The 20,685-nt window shown below is 72.2% G+C and carries 15 protein-coding genes; 6 read left to right on the forward strand and 9 right to left on the reverse strand.

Annotated elements, in window-relative coordinates; translation table 11 throughout:
* Position 1: 1 nt before the first annotated feature.
* The 7 genes from HHX30_RS03965 to HHX30_RS03995 form a co-directional block, all read right to left on the reverse strand.
* Positions 2-1,969 carry a CRTAC1 family protein gene (locus HHX30_RS03965; RefSeq protein WP_169979383.1) on the reverse strand — a complete coding sequence of 656 codons (1,968 nt, stop codon included), beginning with the start codon at positions 1,967-1,969 and terminating at the stop codon, positions 2-4.
* On the reverse strand, positions 1,966-2,946 hold the full coding sequence (locus HHX30_RS03970) for a DUF1702 family protein (RefSeq protein WP_169979385.1): 981 nt from the start codon (positions 2,944-2,946) through the stop codon (positions 1,966-1,968). Before HHX30_RS03970 ends, HHX30_RS03965 begins: the two co-directional genes overlap by 4 nt.
* Positions 2,947-3,120: 174 nt before the next feature.
* Positions 3,121-4,107 (reverse strand): DUF1702 family protein, encoded by a 987-nt coding sequence (locus HHX30_RS03975; protein WP_169979387.1) that lies wholly within the window; start codon positions 4,105-4,107, stop codon positions 3,121-3,123.
* Between the two features lie 186 nt (positions 4,108-4,293).
* Positions 4,294-4,545, reverse strand: a complete 252-nt coding sequence (locus HHX30_RS03980; RefSeq protein ID WP_182904361.1) for an acyl-CoA carboxylase epsilon subunit — start codon at positions 4,543-4,545, stop codon at positions 4,294-4,296.
* A 128-nt stretch (positions 4,546-4,673) separates the two neighbouring features.
* The gene (locus tag HHX30_RS03985; protein WP_311922065.1) at positions 4,674-7,541 is read right to left on the reverse strand and encodes an AAA family ATPase; all 2,868 of its coding nucleotides are present in this window, start codon (positions 7,539-7,541) and stop codon (positions 4,674-4,676) included.
* A 4-nt stretch (positions 7,542-7,545) separates the two neighbouring features.
* Complete coding sequence (locus HHX30_RS03990; protein ID WP_311922066.1) at positions 7,546-9,342, reverse strand: 2-isopropylmalate synthase; 1,797 nt, start codon at positions 9,340-9,342, stop codon at positions 7,546-7,548.
* 10 nt (positions 9,343-9,352) lie between these two features.
* Complete coding sequence (locus HHX30_RS03995; RefSeq protein WP_169979391.1) at positions 9,353-9,691, reverse strand: hydroxyisourate hydrolase; 339 nt, start codon at positions 9,689-9,691, stop codon at positions 9,353-9,355.
* 388 nt (positions 9,692-10,079) lie between these two features.
* Here HHX30_RS03995 and HHX30_RS04000 point away from each other — a divergent pair, with 388 nt between their 5' ends.
* From HHX30_RS04000 to HHX30_RS04010, 3 genes are all read left to right on the forward strand, one after another.
* Complete coding sequence (locus HHX30_RS04000) at positions 10,080-10,289, forward strand: hypothetical protein (RefSeq protein WP_169979393.1); 210 nt, start codon at positions 10,080-10,082, stop codon at positions 10,287-10,289.
* 491 nt (positions 10,290-10,780) lie between these two features.
* The gene (locus HHX30_RS04005) at positions 10,781-13,840 is read left to right on the forward strand and encodes a BTAD domain-containing putative transcriptional regulator (RefSeq protein ID WP_311922067.1); all 3,060 of its coding nucleotides are present in this window, start codon (positions 10,781-10,783) and stop codon (positions 13,838-13,840) included.
* 111 nt (positions 13,841-13,951) lie between these two features.
* Positions 13,952-14,227, forward strand: coding sequence for an acyl carrier protein (locus HHX30_RS04010; RefSeq protein WP_169979396.1), 276 nt, complete (start codon positions 13,952-13,954; stop codon positions 14,225-14,227).
* 172 nt (positions 14,228-14,399) lie between these two features.
* Here HHX30_RS04010 and HHX30_RS04015 read toward each other — a convergent pair whose 3' ends face one another.
* Together HHX30_RS04015 and HHX30_RS04020 are read right to left on the reverse strand one after the other, a co-directional pair.
* Positions 14,400-15,581 carry an acyl-CoA dehydrogenase family protein gene (locus tag HHX30_RS04015; RefSeq protein ID WP_169979398.1) on the reverse strand — a complete coding sequence of 394 codons (1,182 nt, stop codon included), beginning with the start codon at positions 15,579-15,581 and terminating at the stop codon, positions 14,400-14,402.
* 328 nt (positions 15,582-15,909) lie between these two features.
* Positions 15,910-16,950, reverse strand: coding sequence for a prephenate dehydrogenase (locus HHX30_RS04020; RefSeq protein ID WP_396703219.1), 1,041 nt, complete (start codon positions 16,948-16,950; stop codon positions 15,910-15,912).
* A gap of 317 nt (positions 16,951-17,267) precedes the next feature.
* Between HHX30_RS04020 and HHX30_RS04025 the strand changes: the two genes are divergently transcribed.
* Genes HHX30_RS04025 through HHX30_RS04035 form a run of 3 tightly spaced genes read left to right on the forward strand, consistent with a single transcriptional unit; the run spans position 17,268 to position 20,676 of the window.
* Positions 17,268-18,029, forward strand: coding sequence for a 2,3-dihydro-2,3-dihydroxybenzoate dehydrogenase (locus tag HHX30_RS04025; protein ID WP_169979402.1), 762 nt, complete (start codon positions 17,268-17,270; stop codon positions 18,027-18,029).
* A 38-nt stretch (positions 18,030-18,067) separates the two neighbouring features.
* Positions 18,068-18,781: an isochorismatase family protein gene (locus tag HHX30_RS04030; RefSeq protein WP_169979404.1), complete on the forward strand. Its 714-nt coding sequence runs from the start codon at positions 18,068-18,070 to the stop codon at positions 18,779-18,781.
* Positions 18,778-20,676, forward strand: coding sequence for an anthranilate synthase family protein (locus HHX30_RS04035; RefSeq protein WP_169979406.1), 1,899 nt, complete (start codon positions 18,778-18,780; stop codon positions 20,674-20,676). The genes HHX30_RS04030 and HHX30_RS04035 overlap by 4 nt, the downstream gene beginning before the upstream one ends.
* The last annotated feature ends 9 nt before the right edge of the window (positions 20,677-20,685 follow it).

Consider the following 20,685-nt stretch of genomic DNA (forward strand, 5'->3'; position numbering starts at 1 on the left):
ATCACTTCTCCTTGGCCTGCCGGCCGAGCTTGAGCGAGTGCCAGCCCGGGGTGAGCTGGAGATCCTGTTCACGCACCTGTCCGGTGCGGTCACGCCACTGCAGAAGCACCTTCACCGGGCCGGTGACGTTCTGGCCGAGGCCGATGTGCACGTCCGTGGTGCGACGGCCGGAGTGGCCGCTGCTGCCGTCGACCCGGCTGATGAACTTCCGGCCGTCGGGGGTCATGACGCAGACCTGCGCGCCGGTCACCGGCGAGCCGGCCGCGGGCAGGGCGCCGTCGGCGGGCTTCTCGTCGCGGGTCAGGCGCAGCCCGAGGAACGCGCCCTGCGCCGGGCTCTGGTTGTGGTAGAAGATCGGCGCGTCCCACTGGCGGGCCACGGCGAAGTCCAGGCGGCCGTCGCCGTCGGCGTCGCCGGTCGCGATGCCGCGGGTCGGCACCGGCACGTTGAGACCGAGCTGCGGGGCGAGGTCGATGTAACGGCCCTCGGGACCCTTGGCGAAGAAGTGCAGCGTCTGGTTGCCGGCGATGTCGTCCCCGGCGCGGGCGTTCGGCCACCAGGTCGGGTTCTGCAGCATCTGGTCGTTGGCCGTGGCCAGCTCCTGGAGCTGCGGCCAGCGGTCGGTCTGCCCCTTGATGAAGCCGGTCGCCTGGGCGATGGCCGGCTCACCGCTGTTGTTGAAGTCCTCGATCTTGACGTCCCAGCCCCAGCCGGACCAGGCGGTCTGCGCCGGCGCGCTCTCGTCGCGGTACGGCGCCACGCCCTCGCGGAACTTCTCCCGCAGCTCGCTCTGGTTCTTCACGTCGGCGACGAACTGGAAGTTGCTCTCCTCGATGCCCCAGGAGGTGGTGATGTTGCTGACGAACATGTCGTAGATGCCGTCGTGGTTCAGGTCGCCGAAGTCGACGCCCATGCCCTTGAAGGAGTCGTGGCCCACGCTCTTCGACTTGGGGACGAAGGGCGAGCGGACGCCCTCGACCAGGGAGAACTTGAAGTGTCCCGGGGTGGAGCGGTTGTACAGCATCCGGTCGGGGCCGAAGTCGTTGGCCAGGTACAGCTCGGGCAGCAGGTCGCCGTCGAGGTCGTTGGCGGCCGCGCCGAGCTCCCAGCCCCTCGACACCTCCTCGGGCAGCACGTCGTCGAGCTTCTGGTAGGTCGCCGCCGGCTTGTCGCCGCTCTTGGCACCGGTCCAGCGGAAGAAGTAGTTCTCGCCACCGTTGTGGCCGTTCGACATGGAGTGGTTCATGTGCACGCCGCCGGAGACCGTGGGGTCGAGCACCGGTCCGTCGGCGAAGTAGTTGCCGATGAAGATGTCGTCGTGCCCGTCACCGTCGAAGTCGGCCACGGTCGCGGCGTTGGTGTTCCACTGCGGGCCGGTGTACTCACCGTTGGTGACGTTCACGCCCGGCACCAGCTCGGTCGGCTTGTACGTCGTGGCCGACAGCCCCTTCGCGCCCGTCTTGGCGAGGTACAGGATGGGCGTGCGGCCCCACATGTAGACGAGCAGGTCGAGCCGGCCGTCCTCGTTGTAGTCGCCGGGGACGCAGCCCATCGGCGCCATGTGGTCGTTGACCGGCAGCGGGGCCGGGTTCAGCGCGAACGGGGCGTACCGCTCCGACTTGGCGCCCGGCGTCGGCGTGATCACGACCTGGTCGATGCGGGTGTCGACGAGGCACAGGTCGTTGGACAGCCCGTCGCCGTCGAGGTCGTTCATCGCGATCGCCGCCCCGACCGAGGAGATCCAGGCGTCGATGTGCGTGTAGTCCTTGTTGACCTTTCGGATCGACTGCTGGTCGTAGCCGCTCGGCAGGGCGATGGACAGCGGCGTGAACGAGTACTTGCTCGCCGTCTCCGCCGTCTGCGCGGCGGAGTACGAGGGCAGGCGGGCGATCAGGAAGGCGGTCGCGATCAGCACGAGCGCCACGATCCCCGCTGTCTGCCTGCGCAGCCAGCCAAGTGTCGCGGTCACTGGGTAACACCTCCAAGGGAGACGAATTCGTTGGCGATGCACTGACGCCAGAGCTCGTAGGCGGGCGGGTCGCCGTCCCGCAGCGGCTGCGGCGGGCGGACCAGCTGGGTGACCTGGGCCGCCCGGTCCTCGGGCAGGCCGCAGAGGATCTCGGCGGCCAGGCGCGTGTGCGGCACGACCAGGCCGGCACGGACCCGGGCCTCGGCGGCGAAGGCGGCGCCCTGCGCGAGCAGCGGGCGGTGCTCGCCCGCCCGCTCCCGCAGCGTCAGCAGCTCCTCCTCGGCCGCGCCGCCGGCGTAGGTGGCGGCCAGCCCGGCGCCCGCGTACATGTCGGCGCGGCGGGACGGGTCGAACCGGTCGATCAGGTCCGCGCACCGCTCCGCGTCGGTCCCGGCGACGAACCAGATGGCCCGGCCGATTCCCTGGTCGATCGCCCGGTTGGCGTACGGCCGCGTGGCGTCGGCCGGCCAGGGGAAGGCCGGGTCGCGGTACTGTCCGTGGACGTACTGGTCGGTGCGGAAGTAGGCCTGGTGGAAGCCGTAGCCGTCCAGCGCCAGCCAGCGCAGCAGCGGGTCGAGCGACTCGGCCTTCGGCCACAGGAACCTCGGCAGCCGGGCCATCGCCCAGCCGACGCCGACGTAGATCATGTAGTTGTGCCGTCCGCCGCGCCCGGCGAGGAACTCCTCGACCCGCCCACCGCCGAACGGCATCCCGTCGAGGATGGCGAAGGCCATGCCGGCGCCCTCGTAGGCGAAGCCGCGGAACCGGGTGGGCACCTGCTCCAGGCGCTCCTCCGCCTCCGCGACCGTGCACGCCTCCATCGCGTAGCCGTATCCCTTGAGGAAGGTCTCACCGACGGTCTCGAGCAGGTCCCGGGCCTCCGGGCTCTTCACGTGGAAACCCCGGGTGGCGAGCTTCGTCTCCGAGATGTCCGGTGTCATGATTCGGCGTCTCAATGAACGCAGGAAACTCGTCAATTGCCTCTCCGCCCCTCCATAAAATCCCGCATATACGGCTGATTCTGGCGCTATTTACGCATATTCCTCCGGGCCCGGACCACTTCAAAAGTGCCCATCTGTTGCTATTTCCGGGCATGGCGAAAGAAATTGCGGTGAAATTAATTCGACGCGACGGGGAAAACAGGCCGGCGGTCAGGCCACCAGGCGCGCGGCGAAGTGCTCACGGACCCGGCCCCGCCACAGCTCGTACGCCGGCACGGACGCGGACGGGTCCGGCGCGACCTCGCTGTCGTCGGCCAGCGCGACCGCGTCCCGCACGGACAGGCCCGCGAGGGCGGCGGTGGCGACCTCGGTGTGCGCCGGCACGAACCCGGCGTAGCTGCGCGCCTTCGCGGCGAACACCACGCCCTGCGCCACCTCGGGACCGTGCTCGCCGGCCTCGCGGCGCAGCACGGCCAGCGTGTCGGCGTCGCAGCCCCCGGCGAACGTCGCGGCCAGGCCGACGCCGCTCCACAGGTCCGCCTGCCGGTGGCTCGCGAAGCGCCGCACGGCGGTGGCGACGTCCCCCACCCGCGCGCCGTGGATGAACCACAGCGCCCGCCCGAGGCCCTGGTCGACGGCGCGGAGGAAGTAGTCCGGCGAGCCCTCCCAGGGGTAGGGCGACGGGATCCGCTGCTCGTCCACCCAGCGCCGGGTGTCGAAGTAGGCGCGGTCGAAGCCGTAGCCGTCCACCGCCAGCCAGCTCATGGTCGGGTAGTACGGCGAGCCGCCGAGGTCGGGCATCACCTTCCGCCACAGCACCCGGGGCAGCCGGGCCATGGCGAATCCGATGCCGATGTAGGTGAGGAAGATGTGCGGCCGCCCGGGCCCGAGCAGCAGGTCACGGGTGCGGCGGCCACGCCCGCCGCCCATGGCGTCGAGCACCGTGAACGCCATCGTCGCGCCCTCGTAGGCGAAGCCGCGCAGCTCGGGCTCGATCATGTTCAGCCTGCGCTCGACCTCCCACTGGTCGCGGGCGTCGATCCCCCACTCGAAGCCGCAGACGACCGCCTGGGGGATCGTCTCCAGCCGCCGGGTGACCTCGGACGGGGAGCCCGGGAACCCCCGCTCGGCGAAGGTCACATCGAGCAGGGACGGGGCCAGCACCAGCCTGCGGAGCGAACCGGACAACGTCGACATGCCACACCTCTCACTCGTGGTCCCCGGACGGGCCCAGAACGCCGTCGGCACCGCGCCGCCGAAGCCGCATTTCGTCTTCCCGCGATTTCCCCGGACGGCCTCGACGGCACTTTCCTCAGGATGCGTCCGCGGGTCCTTTACGGCTTTTCGTAAAATGCGCGATCGGTGCTCGTGCCCGGCGATTCCTCAGGCGATCCAGTGCCAGCGCACATTCGGAGAAGACCACGCGCCCCGGGCGACCGGCCGGGGGCCGGGGGCGAGCCAGGCGAAGGCGGCCCAGGCCGAGGCCCACGGCGACACCGGCGCGGCGGGCGGTTCGGGTGCGGCCGCGGCGGACCCGGCCCGCGCGGCGACGGCGGCCACGACCGCGACGACCGCCGCGAGTTCCTCGGGCGTCGGGTCGCCGCGTACGACGATCAGATCGGTGCTGTCCTCCACGTGCGCCTCCCGCCTCGACGGTCACACCACGAGAGGCGGGCGGGCAACTCTCCGGTTGCCCGGTGTTTCCGGGTGTCTCCCGGTGTCTCCCGGTGTTTCCGGTGTCTCCGGGTGCCGTGCCGCCGGTGTCAGACCCCGGCCTGCTCGCCGAACTCCAGCACGAGCGGCAGGTCGGAGCGCCGGGTGATGCCGAGCTTGCGGTAGGTGCGGGTCAGGTGCTGCTCCACCGTGCTGACCGTGACGAAGAGCTTGGCCGCGATCTCCCGGTTGGTGCAGCCGGCCGCGGCCAGGGACGCGACCCGGCGTTCGGCGTCGCTCAGCTCGCCGAGCGGCACGGCCGAGGGGCGGGCCGCCGTGGCCGTGGCCCCGCGCTCCGGCCCGCCGCCGGATCCGGTGCTCGACCCACCGTGCGATCCACTGCGCGGGGCGCCGTGCGACTGCTGATGCGCCGGGCTCAGGGACGAGGCCGGCGGCTCGACGCCGCACTCCGCGGCGACGGCCTGCGCCCAGGTGGCGATCGTCCGCGCCCGGCGGTACTCGCCGAGCGCGTCGTAGGTCTCCACGAGGTCGGCCAGCGCGCGGGCCAGCTCGTACCTGTCGCCCGCGGCCTGCAGGCACCCGGTCGCCTGCCGCAGCAGCGCCGGACGGTCGCCCGGGTCGAGGGTGGCGGCCAGCAGCCGCAGGGCGACGCCCCTGCCCCGGGGGTCGTCGGGCACGCACCCGTCCAGCTGGTCCCGGACCAGCTCGCGCGCCTCCTCCACCCGTCCCAGGCGCAGGCACGCCTCGGCGGCGTCCGCCCGCCAGGGGATCAGGCCGGGGGTGTCGAGGTTCCACTCCGTCATCAGGTCGCCGCACCGCCGGAAGTCGCCCAGCGCCAGGGCGGGGTAGCCGGTCGCGAGGCTGTGACGTCCCCTGGCGTGCAGGTAGTGCAGCCCGTAGCGGGTCTGGAACATGACCTCGGGGACCGGCACGTCCAGGTGCTCGCGCACCTCGTCGTACCTCCCCATGGTGGTGAGGGCGAAGATGAGGCTGCCGAGCGGGCCGCCGACGGCGACGCCCCAGCCGCTCATCGGGATGATCTGCAGCGCGGCGCGCGCGTGGCGCTCCGCGGCCGGCATGTCCCCCTGGCGAATCGCGATCTCCGCCCGGATCGCCGCGAGCCTGGCGCGCCTGCTGGGCGCCTGCCGCGCCGACGCCTCGGCGGCGAACATGTCGCACAGCGGGGCCGCCCGCTCCGCCCTCCCGGCGTAGGTCAACGTCAGCAGGGAGTTCTCGACCGTGTCCAGCGACATCTCGTCGAGCCGGGAGTCCTCCAGGATGCGCTCGACGGCGTCGACGTACTCCTCGCGCGGTCCCCGGGTCAGCACCTCCGCGAGCGCGAGCGCCGACTCCAGCCGCCGGCTGACCGACACCGAGACGATGCCGCCCGGCCCCTCCTCCTTCGTCATGTGCCCCAGCGCGGTGAGGAAGGGGGGATGGGCCGCGCGCAGGCAGAGCCGGGCCACGACGAGCTCGGCGCGCGTCTCCTGGTCGGCCGTCCCGCCCGATTCGAGCACCTGCTCCAGCACGTCGCGCGCGTCGTCCACGCGGCCGTGCCACAGCAGCGCCCGGGCCAGCACGACGGCGTCGCCGCCCCGCAGGCTGCCCCGGTGCACGGCCTCGGCGAGCTCGGCGAGGCGGCCGGCGGGCGCGGCCGGGTTGATGCGCCACTCGGCCCGCACGAGCATCGTCATGATCTTCGCCCGCTGCGTGTCGTCCGCGCACGCGCGCCAGGCCAGCCGCAGGTATCCGACCGCGCTGTCGACCTGACCGGCCCGCAGCGCGCTCCTGGCCGCCTCCTCCAGGATCTCGATGCCCCAGGGGGCGTCCACCCGCCCCGCCTCCAGCAGGTGCCGGGCGACCACGGCCGGGGAGGCGCCGACGCCGTACGACAGCTCGGCCGCCCGGCGGTGCAGCTCCGCCCGCTCCCCCGCGTCCATCGCCCCGAGGACCGCCTGCCGGGCGGCCTCGTGGCGGAACGTGCCGAGCGCGGTCAGGCCGGCGGCGCCGAGGGAGTGCAGGTCCTTGTTCACCTCGGCCGCCGGCACGCCCAGCAGGAGGTCGAGGGAGCGGGGCTCGCCGAGGACCGCGAGCCCGCGGGCGGCCCGCGCCACCCGCGCCTCGCCGCGGCTCAGGCACGACAGCACGGCCTGGCCGTACTGCTCTCCGACGACGACCCCCGCCGGGGGCTCCGGCGCCGTACGGGCGGACTCCTCGTAGTCGTCGGCCAGCGCGGTGACCAGGAGGGGGTTGCCGCCGGTGTGCGCGTACATCTCGTCGGCGAGCCGCTCGGCGGCCTCGTCGCCCAGGCGCGCGGCGAGCATCGCCGCCACCCCCGCCCGCGACAGCCGGGTCAGCCTGACGCGGCGGCAGTGCGGCTGGCGCAGCAGTTCGGTCTGGAAGTAGGAGTCGGTGTGCCACGCCTGGTCGGCGTGCCCGAAGATCGCCACGATCTGGGCGAGCCGCACCCGGCGGGCGAGGTAGGCGAGGCAGAGCAGCGACTCGCGGTCGGCGTGGTGGACGTCGTCGACGACGAGCACCAGGGGGCACCGCTCGGACAGGTCGAGCAGGACGCCGCAGAGCGCGTGGACGAGCTGGGCGTCCACCGGCCGGCGCTCGTCCGCGCCCGCGGCGACCGCCTGCGCGCCCTCCTCCAGCAGGGACAGCGCGCGCTCCCGCTCCTGCGGAACCAGCGGCGCGTCCTCGACGAGCTGGCGCAGCACGCCCAGCGGGACGTCCCGCTCCAGCGGCGAGCCCGTCGCGGTGACGGCCAGCGCGCCCAGCTCGATGGCCTGCTCCGCGAACGTGTGCAGCAGCGTGCTCTTGCCCGTCGCCACCGCGCCGCCCACCAGTGCGACCCTGCCCCTGCCCATGACGGCGCTGGCGAGGAGCGCCTCGAGGAGCACGAGTTCCTGTTCCCGTTCGACCATGGCCATCGCCGTGTCGCCGCCCTTCACGTGGTCACCTGCCGGCCGTCACCCGCCGGGAACGCCCGGCGCCCTGGCGTCCGTGCCGCCCGTTCCCCTCCGTGGCCCCCCGGCCGCCGCCCCTGCCATCGCTCCTGCCATCGCCCTGGCCGTCGCCCGTTGCCGGGGCCCGGTCGCGGGCGGCCCTGGCGACGGCGGAACACACCGCGACCAGCGCGGCCCTCTCGACATCCCGCTCGATCCCGGCACCCCAGTAACAGGCGCCGCCCGTGCGGTACTCGGCGTAGACCGCCGCGTCGTCCCGCCCCGCCGCGCCCGCGCCGGCCGCCGGGCGGGTGTGGTGGACGACCCGCACCCTCAGGCCCCGGCGCGCGAGCTCCGCGCGGACCGCCTGGACCGTGTCCGTCCTGGCCGGGCCGGTGCGGAACCAGCCGGCGTCGATGTGCAGGGTGACCGTCCCCCTGGCCTCGACGGACGGCGGGACCGGCAGGGCGGAATCCATGACGTACTCCCGCACGAAGACCTCGAGAACCCGCTCCGGCGCGACCTCCCCGCCCTCGGCGTCCGTCAGCGCCTGCATCCTCATGGCGAAGTCGGCCTGCAGGTCGCGCGGCAGGGTGAGGCCGTGCCAGGCGCTCATCACGTAGGCCAGGCCGCCCTTGCCCGACTGGCTGTTGATCCGCACCACCGCCTCGTACGTCCGGCCGACGTCCTGCGGGTCCAGCGGCAGGTACGGCACCTGCCACGGCAGGTGCGCGGCGTCGTCCCCGGTGCGGACGGCCTCCCTTTCCACGGCGTCCAGACCCTTCTTGATGGCGTCCTGGTGGGAGCCGGAGAAGGCGGTGTAGACGAGGTCGCCGCCGTACGGGTGCCGGGGATGGACCGGCACCCCCGTGCAGTGCTCCACGGTACGGCGGACGCGGTCGAGGTCGGAGAAGTCGACGCCGGGGTCCACGCCCTGCGTGGACAGGTTGAGCCCGAGGGTGACCAGGCACACGTTGCCCGCCCGTTCCCCGTTGCCGAACAGGCAGCCCTCGACGCGGTCGGCGCCCGCCATGACGGCCAGCTCCGCGGTGGCGACGCCGGTCCCCCGGTCGTTGTGCGGATGGACGGACAGGCACAGGTGCTCGCGCCGCGACAGGTTGCGGTGCATCCACTCGATCCGGTCGGCGAAGACGTTCGGCGTGGCGCGCTCGACCGTGGTGGGGAAGTTCAGGACGGTCTCGCGGCCGGCCTCCGGCTGCCACACGTCCATGACGGCCTCGCAGACCTCCAGCGCGAAGTCCGGCTCGGTGTCGGCGAAGTGCTCGGGCGAGAACTGGTAGCCGAGGTCGCAGCCGTCCAGCGTCCGCTCGGCGTACTTCATCACCAGCCGGGTCCCCTGGACGGCGAGGTCCTTGCACTCGTCGCGGCTCATGCCGAACACCAGGCCGCGAAACAGCGGCGAGGTCGCGGCGTAGAGGTGGACGGTGGCGCGCGGCGCGCCCTCCAGGCTCGCCACCGTGCGCTCGATCAGCTCGTCCCTGGCCTGCGTCAGAACGGAGATCCGGACGTCGTCGGGGATCAGGTCGCGCTCGACGAGCATCCGGACGAAGTCGTGGTCGTCCTTGCTGGCCGCCGGGAAACCGACCTCGATCTCCTTGTAGCCCATGTCCACCAGGAGGTCGAACATGATCAGCTTCCGGGCCGGCGACATCGGCTCGGCCAGCGACTGGTTGCCGTCGCGCAGGTCGGTCGACAGCCAGCGCGGGGCCGAGCCGATGGTCGCGTCCGGCCAGGCGCGGCCCTCGAGGGGAACCCGTGGAGAACCGCTGTAGCGTCCGAGATTCACGGTCGGCTCCTTAGGTGAGCGATCCGAAGTAAGCGGAGTAGGAGTACGGCGAGAGCAGCACCTGCAACTGGTAGGAGTCGGTCTCGTCATGCATGCGGAACGTGATCGAGACCTCGGGATAGGCGGCGGTCAGCCCCAGGCCGACGAAGTACGAGTCACTCTCGAAGACGATGCGGTGCAGCCCGCGGTCGAACCTGCGCCCGCGCCACTCCCCCACCCGTCCCTCGTGGTCGGTCTCCGCCTTGACCTCGGCACACCAGAGGCCGTTGTCGCTGCGTTCAAGCCGCACCCGGACACCGGCGGCCGGCCGGCCGTAGAGGCCGTCCAGCGCCTGAAGAGCAATGCCCATCTCACCGCCACACAATCCCGGGACCCCTGCGGCCCGGCTCAACGCTCTCGTCTTCCGACCTTGTGGTGACCCGGGCTTCGCCGCCTGCGTGCGGTTGCCGCCCGGGTTGCTGTCACAGTGGCGCACCCCGTTATCGGCCCGGCATCGCCCCGCTATCGCCCAGGCATCGTCCGGCCATGGCCCGTCACCGCGGGGGCCCGGGCCGCCGCCGGGCCGCACCCCTCAGCCGGCGGCGCAACCCCCCGCATCCCACCGCCCACTACCCCTTCGACCTGCGGTGATGGCATCCCGGAAGCGCGACGATAAGGGCTCGATGGCGGGGGGTGTGAGCGTCGGTCCCGTAAGCGATCGGCGTACGGAGCGCCGCGCACAGGGTGGAGGTATCCAAGTGGCCGGCAGCAACAGCATCGTCAAGCGATTCGCCGTCTCCATCTTCATCGCCCTCACGGCCGCGGCGTCGGCGGGCGCGATGGTCTCGGTGGCGTCGGCTTCCCACGCTCACGCCCGCACCGTCGTCCACCGGAGCGTGCAGCCGCACACCCCCGCGGGCATCCCGTCGCCGAGCCCCACCAACACCCACGTGAACCCCTGGGACTGACGCACCCCCCGAGCGGCCGGAGACCTGGCGTCTCCGGCCGCTCCGCGCTTTTCCCAGGCATTGTCCGGCCGGCCCCGCCGCTTTTCTGACTAAGCGACTTTCAACAGGTAAGGCGTCCTAGCAGATACGCGCGTGCACCGGAGTTCACCTGCCGGACCGCGCATTCGCCTAGCCACCGTCCGTTTCGCGCTGTACGATCCCTGACAACAATGTCAATAGGGGACGCGCGGGCGACTACATGTCAGAACGGCGGCGACCGCACCTGACAGCGTTTCCGCCGGTGTTCACGGCTCCATCGCAAACATTCCGTAAACTGCCATCGCCCAGAGAGAGCCTTTATGTGAGGCCGCAATGCGCATATCGCGGAGAGCGAGCTCCGTAATCCGCACTGTGCAATGGTCCAGCAGTTTCAGAGGGAGATGCATGTGGAGTTTCGCCTGCTAGGAGCCCTCGAAGTCACGGAGGGTGGGCAACGACTCGACCTCGGGGGTGTGCGACAGCACACAGTCCTGGCCGTGCTGCTGCTGGAGGCCAACCGACCGGTCGCAGTCGGCCGTCTCATGGAGGCCATCTACGGGGACGACCCGCCCGCCACGTCGCGGGCCCAGGTGCAGATCTGCATCTCCGCCCTGCGGCGCCTGTTCGGTGCCCGCGGCCACGATCAGATGATCGTCACGCGGTCCCAGGGATACGCTTTACGGACCGACAGCGAGCAGATCGACGCGCACCGCTTCGAGAGCCTCGTGCTGAAGGCACGGCAGGCGCGCGACAACCGGGACGTGGACGAGGCCGTCAGGCAGTACCGTGAGGCGCTGTCCCTCTGGCGCGGCCCCGCGCTCGAAGGCATCGAGAGCAGGATGGTCCAGGCCGCCGCGAGCTGGCTCGACGAGGAGAGGCTCGCCGCGAACGAGGACTGCGTCCAGCTCGAACTCGACCTCGGCCGGCACCACGAGCTGGTGACGGAGCTGCGCAGGCTCGTGGAGGAGCACCCGCTCCGCGAACGGCTGCTCGGCCAGTTCATGACGGCGTTGTACCGTTCCGGCCGGCAGGCGGAGGCCCTGCAGGTCTACCGCGACGCCCGGCGGATGATGATCGACGAGCTGGGCATCGAGCCCAACGAGCGGCTGCAGCAGCTCGAACACGGCATCCTCACCGCGGACGAGAGCCTCGACGCGCCGCCGGAGCGGGATAGCGCGCGGATCTCCGTGGCCGAGCCCGCCGCCCCTCCCCCGGTCCCCGGCATGCTTCCCTCCGGAATCGCCGACTTCATCGGCCGGCACGGGCACCTCGACGAGATACGGCACCGGCTGACGCAGGTCTCCGACGGCATGGCTCGCTTCGCCGTGCCGATCATCGCGATCGCCGGCCGCGCCGGCATCGGCAAGACGACCATCGCGGTCCACGCCGCGCACAGCGTCGCCGACCACTACCCCGACGGTCAGCTCTTCGCCCACATGCACGGCGGGGTCTCCCGCCCGGTCAGCCCCATGCAGGTGCTCGAACGCTTCCTGCGCGCCCTCGGGGTGCCCGGCACCGCGCTCCCCGACGGCCTCGAAGAGCGGGCGGAGACGTACCGGACGCTGCTCGCGGACCGCAGGATGCTGATCGTGCTGGACGACGTGGGCAGCGAGAGCCAGGTCCTGCCGCTGCTGCCGGGCAATCCCGCCTCCGCCGTCATCGTGACCAGCCGCAGCCGCCTCGTGGGGCTGGCCGGGGCCACGCACATCGACGTGGACCTGTTCGACTCGGCCCAGTCGGTGGACCTGCTCGCCCAGGTGGCCGGCGGCGGGCGGGTGGCGTCGGAGCAGAGCTCCGCCGAGGCCCTCGCCGACCTGTGCGGCCATCTGCCCCTGGCCCTGCGCATCGCCGGCGCGCGGCTGGCGGCGCGCCCGCACTGGACCGTCGAACAACTCGTCGACCGCCTCAGGGACGAGACGCGCAGGCTCGACGAGCTGATGCACGGCGAGATGGGCATCCGGGCCAGCCTCTCGCTCACCTACGACAACATCAGCGAGGAGGCGCGGCGGCTGCTGCGGCGGCTGGCGATCCTCGACTCCCACGTATTCTCCGTGTGGACCGGCGCGGCCCTGCTCGACCGCTCGTTCATCGAGGCCCAGGACCTGCTCGACAACCTTGCCGACGCCCACCTCGTCGAGGTGACCGTCGGCCGGGGGACGCACACCCAGTATCGGTTCCACGACCTCGTCAAGGTGTTCGCGCGCGAGCGCCTGGCCGCGGAGGAGCCTGTGGCGGAGCGGAAGGCCGCCTTGTCCCGGGTGCTCGGCTCGCTGCTGTCGCTGACGGACGCGGCCAGGTCGCGGGAGTTCGGCTCCGACGTGCTCGCCCGGATGGAGAGCGTGATCCCCCGGCCGCTGCCGGAAAAGCTCGTCGAGCAGCTCGTCGCCGAGCCGATGGCGTGGTTCGAGCGGGAGCGTCACCTGCTGGTCTCCGGCATCCGGCAGGCGGCGCAGGCGGGCTTCGTCGAGCTGTGCTGGCGGCTCGCCGCGAACGCCGCGATGTTCTTCGAGTCGCGGGTCTACCTGGACGACTGGCGGGAGACCCACGAGCTCGCGCTGGAGGCGGCGCGGCAGGCCGGGGACCGGCGCGGCCAGGCCGAGATGCTGTACACCATCGGCTCACTGTCGTTCAGCGAGCAGCGGTTCGACGACGCCAGGCGCGAGCTGGATGCGGCGGTGCGGCTGTTCGAGGAGGTCGGCGACGAGCTCAGGATCGCCCTGGCGATCCGCAGCATCGCGGTCCTTGAGCGCATCAACGGGCGGTTCGCGGAGGCGGTCGCCAACTACGAGAAGGCGCTGCAGGTGTTCCACACCGCGGGCGACCACGTCTCCGCCGCGCACACCCTGCACAGCCTCGCCCAGGTGCGGCTCGACTGCGACGACCTCGACAGCGCCAAGTCGCTGCTCTCCGAGGCGCTGACGCGGAGCAAGGCCGGGGGCGACCGCAGGGTGACGGCGCAGGTGCTGCACCGGATGGGGCAGGCACACCTGCAGGCGGGCGAGTTCGGCCTGTCCGCCGGCGCCTTCGAGGAGTCGCTGACGGTCGTGCGGGACATCGGCGACTCCATCGGCGAGGCGTTCGCCCTGCACGGCCTGGGCGTCGCCCGGCTGCGCCAGGGCAGGATCACCGAGGCCGGCGAGACGCTGCGCGAGGCCCTGCGGCTCGCGACCAGCTCGCGGCACCGGCTCGCGGAGGCCCGCGTGATGTCGGGGCTCGGCGAGATCGCCATCGCGAACGGCGAGAACGACCAGGCTGCGGCGCACCTGCGCAGAGCGGCCTCCCTGTTCCGCGGGATGCAGATGCCGCTGCTCGAAGCGCAGACCCTGATCATGCTGAGCGACGCGTTGTACGCCACGGGCGACTACGACGAGGCCGACGACGCCATGACCCGCACGCTCGACCTCGCGGACCGGATCGACCCGCGCGCCGGGCGGCAGGTGCGCGACCGGCTTTCCCGTACGCGGCGGGCCCGGCCCGACGCCCGCGGCGGGCTGCGGATCTCGGACGGACTGGGACCGGTGGTCAGGACCTGACCTCGCACTCTGGGAGGTGCCGCGACCCCCGGCGGTTGCGATGCTGTGAGGGCAGCCAGCAGGCAGCAGGACGCCATGCGCGCCATCGTGGACGTTTGGGGAGGACACCGTATGAGTGGCAATCACCCCGGCGAGCTTGTTCTCCCGGTCATCGAGGCCAAGGTCGCGGAGATCTGGAAGCAGGTGCTCGACGTGCCGGACGGAAGTGAGGACGCGACCTTCTTCGACCTGGAGGGCGAGTCGATCGCCGCGGTCCGCCTCGTGTCCCGCATCGAGGAGGAGCTCGGCGTCAGCGTCGACGTCGGCGACGTCTTCGAGGAGGACCCGAACCTCGACGCGCTGGTCCGCATGGTCGCGGGGAAGGCGGCGGTCTCGCCCGCCGCGTGACCGAGCCGGCGCATCGTGGCCGGAGGCGTGTGTCCCACGCCTCCGGCTTTTCCGTCTGCCCGGGCGTTTCGCCCGCCCTCAGGGCACGCCGGAAGGACTCCGGGCACACATACGAAACGGTTCCGCGGCACGTCGTCGGGCCGCGGAACCGTCTCGGCGGAGGGGGTGTGGTCTAGATGTAGAAGGTGCCGGGCTCCTGGCCGCACAGCACCCGGCCGTACAGCTCGGTGTTGGTGTTGGGGTGCATCAGCGCGTGCAGGTTCACCGCGGTGATGTCACGAGCGATCCGCTGGATCGGCACCTGGGTGTAGATCGAGGAGCCGCCGCTGGCCATGGCGAGGACGTCCGCGGCCTCCTTGCCCAGCCGGCACACCGCGCCCATGTCGGCGCGCGCCCTGGCCCGCTCCTCCAGCGTCCACTGCTCGCCCGTCACGCCCTTGCCGTCCACCAGGCCGGTCAGGCGCTGGGCGTGGAACTCCGCCTCGTCGATCTTGAGCGACGCCTCCGCCACCTGCAGGTGGGTCAGCGGGGCCTCGCTCTGGCTCTCGTAGTGCGTGTAGGTGATCTTGCGGTTGGGCAGGCGCTCGAAGAACGCCTCCCTGGCCGCCCGGGCCAGGCCGATCACCGTGCCGACCGAGGACGCGGAGGCGACCGGCAGCAGCGGCGTCCGGTAGATGGGGCTGGCGGCGTTCAGCTTCGACGCGTACTGCCCCATGAGCACCGCGGGCAGCGGAAGCACCCGCTCGGCCGGGATGAACACGTCCTGGGCGACCGTGGTGACGCTGCCGGTGCCCCGCAGGCCGGAGGTGTGCCAGTCGTCCACGATCTGCAGGTCCGACATCGGCACCAGCGCCATGATCGGCATGGGCTCGCCCTCGGGGCCGACCTGGATCGCCACGATCTCCTGCCAGTGGCTGTGCCAGGCGCCGCTGACGAACCCCCACTTGCCGTTGACCACGACGCCGCCGTCCACCGGGGCGGCCATGGCGGTGGGGCTCAGCGTGCCGCACACCCGCACGTCCGGCGTCGAGAACACCTCGTCCTGGACCTCGTCGGGGAACAGGCAGGTCATCCAGGTCGGGATCCAGTAGACCGACGCCGTCCAGGCGGTGGAGCCGTCGGCCCGCCCGAGCTCGGCCGCCACTTCGAGGAGGGTCCGCGTGTCGCACTCGTAGCCGCCGTAGCGGGCGGGCACCCGCATCTTGAAGACGCCGGCGTCGGCCAGGGCCTCGATCGACTCGTCGTGGATCCGCCGGTTCTCCTCCGCCCAGTCCGCGTGGCCGCGCAGCAGCGGCAGCAGTTCGGACGCGCGCCGAACCAGTTCCTCCCGTGTCGGAACCCCGGTCGTCAACATCGTTTCCTCCTCGTGCCGTCGGCGCTGAAGCCGCTCCTCGCGTCCCAGCTCACGGCACATGGCGGCGGGCGGAACGCCCGCGCCCGCGACGCGGCACAGTGCACTGCGGTGCAGCTCCGTGCGGCACAGTGCGCTGCGGTGCGGTGGCCGCCGCTGGGTCTCCTCGACTGTCGCACCGGCCCCGCGGGCGGCACACCTTTCTGGTTGCGCAGCCCGGGCTCCGTCCAGGGTCGGGGGCGCCACCGATCGCCGCCGGTGGGCACTCGGAGGAAGCGCGGTCAGGCCGCGAGGCGCCGGCGGCGTCTCGGGGGCGTCTCGGGGGCGCGGCTCAGGCCGCGAGGGCGCCGGCCCGTGCCGTGTGCTCCGCGCCCCCGCCGACGATGCGCGCGCGGCCGTCGTTGCCCTTCGTGAGCAGGTCGGCGAGCAACTGCCCGCCCTCCGGGTCGCGCAGCGCCGCCGCGGCGGCGGCCAGGTCCCGCGCCACCGCCTCCAGGACGGCGGCGACCGGCTCGGCGTTCTGCCGGAGGATGTCGCACCACAGGCCGGGGGCCCCGCCCGCGACCCGCGTGACGTCCCGCAGGCCCGGCCCCACCAGGGAGAGCGTGGTCTCGTCCGCGCCGGCGAACCTCGCCGCCAGCGCCGCCGAGACCAGGTGCGGCGCGTGCGAGCTCGCGGCGACGGCCAGGTCGTGGACGTCCGGCGCCAGCAGCCGGTGCTCCGCTCCGCACGCCCCCACCAGTTCGGCCACCACGCGCACCGGCCGCAGCGGCGTCGTGGGAAGCGGGCAGAGCGTCCACGGCCGTCCGGCGAACAGGTCCGCCCGGGCGGCCAGGGGGCCCGACGCCTCCGCGCCGGCCATCGGGTGCCCCGGCACGTACGCGGTGAGGTCGCAGCCCGCCCGCTCGGCCTCGGCGACGACGCGGGCCTTGGTGCTGGCGACGTCGGTGTAGACGGCGCCGAGCCCCCTGGCCTGAGCGTCCCGCAGCACGGCGGCCACCGTGGACGGCGGCGTGGCGACGACCACCACGTCCGCCGCGGGAGCGCCGGGGGTCAGTGCGACGCCCGCGCCCATCCGCTCGGCGACGGCCACCGCGTGCGGGTCGCGGTCGGACAGCGCGACCTCGACGCCCGCCTTGCGCAACGCGAGCGCGGCAGAGGCGCCGATCAGACCACAGCCGATGATCGTGACGCGGCGAATCGACGACGAAGTCATCATGCCTCTCCCTTGGTGCGAGTACGGATCTCCGCATCGGCAATCTCGCGCGTTTGCGTGGCACCGGCCAGACAGGGCGGCGGCAGCAAGATGCCCGGGTGGTACAGCTTCCTGCCAGCCCTCGTCCCGGCCCGGGAGGAACTCGTGAGATGACAATTCTTCTGACCTTGAGTCAATTCACGGCGAACGGTCCGGGCCCGTCGCGAGGGGACCACAGGCCGCTCTTTCCCAGGCGGCCCGGCGTTGGCAGGAAACGGCTATCGGCGGGCAACATGCTGCCTTTCATTCGCCTTGTTGGCGACTTACGCCGGGCCGCACAGTTCTGCCATGAAAAACATTTCGCGGTTTCCCCGCACCCTTTCCGCGACGGGCGGGACGACGTGGGACCGGCCGGCCCCCCGCGTTCACTCACGTCGTGCACGTGAAGGAGACGCCTCGGCGAACGCCGCCGCGACCGCCGCCGGGAGCGCGTGATGGTCGCCCTGGTCACCGGCGCCGCGGGCGGCATCGGAGCCGAGGTCGCCCGGGTGCTCGCCGAGGACGGCGTGCCGGTGGCGGCCGTGGACCGCGACGCGGGCGCGCTGCGCACCGTCGTCGGCAAGCTGGTCGCCGACGGGCTGGAGGCGGCCGCGTTCACCGCGGACGTCACCTCCGCGCCACAGGTCGAGGCGGTCGTGGACGAGGTCGAGCGGCGGCTCGGCCCGATCGACCGGCTGGTCAACGCCGCCGGCGTGCTGCGCGTGGGCGAGGCCAGGACGCTGTCGGACGACGACTGGGCCGCGACGTTCGCGGTCAACGTCACCGGCGTCTTCCACGTCTCACGTGCGGTGGTGAACAGGATGGTGCCGCGGCGGGCCGGCGCCGTCGTCACCGTCGCCTCGAACGCGGCGCACACGGCCCGCATCGGAATGTCCGCCTACGGCGCCTCCAAGGCGGCGGTGACGATGTTCACCAAGAACCTGGGCCTGGAGGTCGCCCGCTACGGCATCCGCTGCAACGTGGTGGCGCCCGGCTCGACCGACACTCCGATGCTCACCTCGCTGTGGCACGACGATGACGGTCACCGGGCCTCCATCGAGGGCGCCCCGGACCTCTATCGCACCGGGATCCCGCTGAGAAAGATCGCGCGACCGGCCGACATCGCGGAGGCCGTCGCCTTCCTGCTCTCGGAAAGAGCCGGTCACATCACATTGCAACACCTGACGGTGGACGGCGGCGCGACCCTCGGCGCCTGATAACGAGATCACAAATCACGGCACACAAGAGGATTTCGATGGCAGGAATTCCACAGATCGCACCGTATTCCATGCCGGAGGCCGGAGAACTGCCGGGGAACACGGCGTCCTGGACGGTCGATTCGAGACGGGCCGTGCTGCTGCTGCACGACATGCAGAACTTCTTCCTGGAGCCGTTCCCCGCGGGCCGGCCTCCGGTGGTCGACCTGGTCGGCAACGCGACGGCGCTGCGGAACCGGTGCGCCCGCCTCGGCATCCCCGTGGCGTACACCGGACAGCCCGGAGACATGACGGAGGAGCAGCGGGGGCTGCTCAGGGAGTTCTGGGGCCCCGGCATGACGGCCGAGCCGTCCCACCGGGACATCGTCGCCGCGGTGGCGCCCGCCCCCGGCGACTGGCTCTTCACCAAATGGCGCTACAGCGCCTTCCACAGGACCACGCTGCTGAGCCGGATGCGGGAGAGCGGCCGCGACCAGCTGATCCTCGCCGGGGTGTACGCCCACGTGGGCATCCTGATGACCGCGGTCGACGCCTTCACCAACGACATCCAGCCCTTCCTGGTGGCCGACGCCATCGCGGACTTCACCGCCGCCGACCACCGCATGACGCTCGACTACGCCGCCCGGCGGTGCGGTGTGACCGTCACGACCGAGCAGGTGCTGGCGGACCTGTCCGCGGCGCCGGACCTTTCCCCCACGCCGGGCCTCGCCCCGGTGCCGGGCCTTTCCTCGAGTTCGGAGGGACAGCGATGACGGCCGAACCACTCCTCGACAAGGTGCTCTCCCCGGATCCTCCCGCCTTCGCGCTGCTGCACCGCCCGGGGGCCGGCCGCCGGGGGCTGCTCGACGTCCTCGTGGGCGACATGTCCGCGGTCGGGACGCTCGACGAGCTGCCGCTTCCCGACGGTCCCGGCGGTCCCGGCGGGGAGGCCCGGCACGAGACGCTGGCCGTCATCCCCTTCCGGCAGATCGCCGAGCGTGGCTTCACGGTGGTGGACGACCACGAGCCGCTGCTGGCGATGACGATCGCCGAGCAGGGGACGCTGCCGCTCGCCGACGCGCTGCGGCGGATTCCCGACGCGCCCGTGGTCGCCGGCGGCCGCCGGGTGGACCTGGACGACGACGAGTACGCGGCCGTGGTCCGCAAGGTCGTCGAGGAGGAGATCGGCCACGGCGAGGGCGCCAACTTCGTCATCAAGCGGTCGTTCACCGCCGAGATCTCCGGCTACTCCGTGCGGAGCGCGCTGACGTTCTTCCGCCGGCTGGTGGAACGCGAGGCGGGGACGTACTGGACCTTCGTCATCCACACCGGCGACCGCACGTTCGTCGGCGCCTCCCCGGAACGGCACGTCAGCCTGTCCGGCGGCGTCGCGACGATGAACCCGATCAGCGGCACCTACCGCTACCCCGCGTCCGGCCCGACCCTGCCGGGGCTCATGGACTTCCTCGCCGACCGCAAGGAGGCCGACGAGCTCTACATGGTGGTCGACGAGGAACTCAAGATGATGGCGCGCATCTGCCACACCGGCGGGCGTGTGTCCGGGCCCTACCTGAAGGAGATGGCCAGGCTCGCGCACACCGAGTACTTCATCGACGGACACACCACCCGCGACGTGCGCGAGATCCTGCGCGAGACGCTCTTCGCGCCCACCGTCACCGGGAGCCCGCTGGAGAGCGCCTGCCGGGTGATCAGCCGATACGAGCCGGAGGGACGCGGCTACTACAGCGGCGTCGTCGCGCTCATCGGCAGGGACGCCGACGGCGGCCGCGCGCTCGACTCCTCCATTCTCATCCGCACGGCGGACATCGACAGCGAGGGCCGGGTGCGGATCGCGGTGGGCGCCACCCTGGTGCGTCACTCGGACCCGCTGTCGGAGGCGGCCGAGACGCGGGCCAAGGCCGCCGGACTGCTCGACGTGCTCTGCATGGAGCCGCCGGCGCGCTTCGCCGACCACCCCGACGTGCGCCGGGCGCTCGACTCCCGCAACGACACGATCGCCGGCTTCTGGCTGCGGGAGGACGAGGACCGGGTCCAGTGGACGCCCGGCCTGATCGGCCGGCGGGTCCTCGTCGTGGACGCCGAGGACAACTTCACCTCGATGATCGCCCACCAGCTCCGGTCGCTCGGCCTGCACGTGACCGTACGGCGGTTCGACGAGCCGTACCCGCTGGACGGCCACGACCTGGTGGTCCTCGGACCCGGCCCGGGCGACCCCCGCGACACCGCCCATCCCAAGATCGCCCATCTGCGCGAGGCCGTACGACGGCTGCTGCGGGAACAGCGTCCTTTCGTCGCGGTGTGCCTGAGCCACCAGGTGCTCAGCACGGCGCTCGGGCTGCCGCTGGTGCGCAGGCCCGTGCCGAACCAGGGCGTCCAGCGCGAGATCGACCTGTTCGGCCGCCGGGTCAGGGTCGGTTTCTACAACGCGTTCGCCGCCAGGGCCGACGCCGACGTCGTCGAGATCCCCGGGCTGGCCGCGCCCGTCGAGGTCTGCCGCGACCCGCGCACCGGAGAGGTGCACGCGCTGCGCGGCCCCGGCTTCGGCTCGATGCAGTTCCACGCCGAGTCGGTCCTCACCGAGAACGGCGTGTCGATCCTCCGCGACGCCATCGTCGCGGTGCTCGACCGGCTGCCGGTCCACCAGTGAGGCCGGACC

Source organism: Microbispora sp. H10836, assembly GCF_012999525.1.
GTDB lineage: Bacteria > Actinomycetota > Actinomycetes > Streptosporangiales > Streptosporangiaceae > Microbispora.

Coding starts and splice junctions, on each gene's coding strand:
- HHX30_RS03975 (WP_169979387.1), bottom strand. CDS start 4,107: ATGTCGACGTTGTCCGGTTCGCTCCGCAGGCTGGTGCTGGCCCCGTCC.
- HHX30_RS03995 (WP_169979391.1), bottom strand. CDS start 9,691: ATGGGCATTGCTCTTCAGGCGCTGGACGGCCTCTACGGCCGGCCGGCC.
- HHX30_RS04010 (WP_169979396.1), top strand. CDS start 13,952: ATGAGTGGCAATCACCCCGGCGAGCTTGTTCTCCCGGTCATCGAGGCC.
- HHX30_RS04015 (WP_169979398.1), bottom strand. CDS start 15,581: ATGTTGACGACCGGGGTTCCGACACGGGAGGAACTGGTTCGGCGCGCG.
- HHX30_RS04025 (WP_169979402.1), top strand. CDS start 17,268: ATGGTCGCCCTGGTCACCGGCGCCGCGGGCGGCATCGGAGCCGAGGTC.
- HHX30_RS04030 (WP_169979404.1), top strand. CDS start 18,068: ATGGCAGGAATTCCACAGATCGCACCGTATTCCATGCCGGAGGCCGGA.
- HHX30_RS04035 (WP_169979406.1), top strand. CDS start 18,778: ATGACGGCCGAACCACTCCTCGACAAGGTGCTCTCCCCGGATCCTCCC.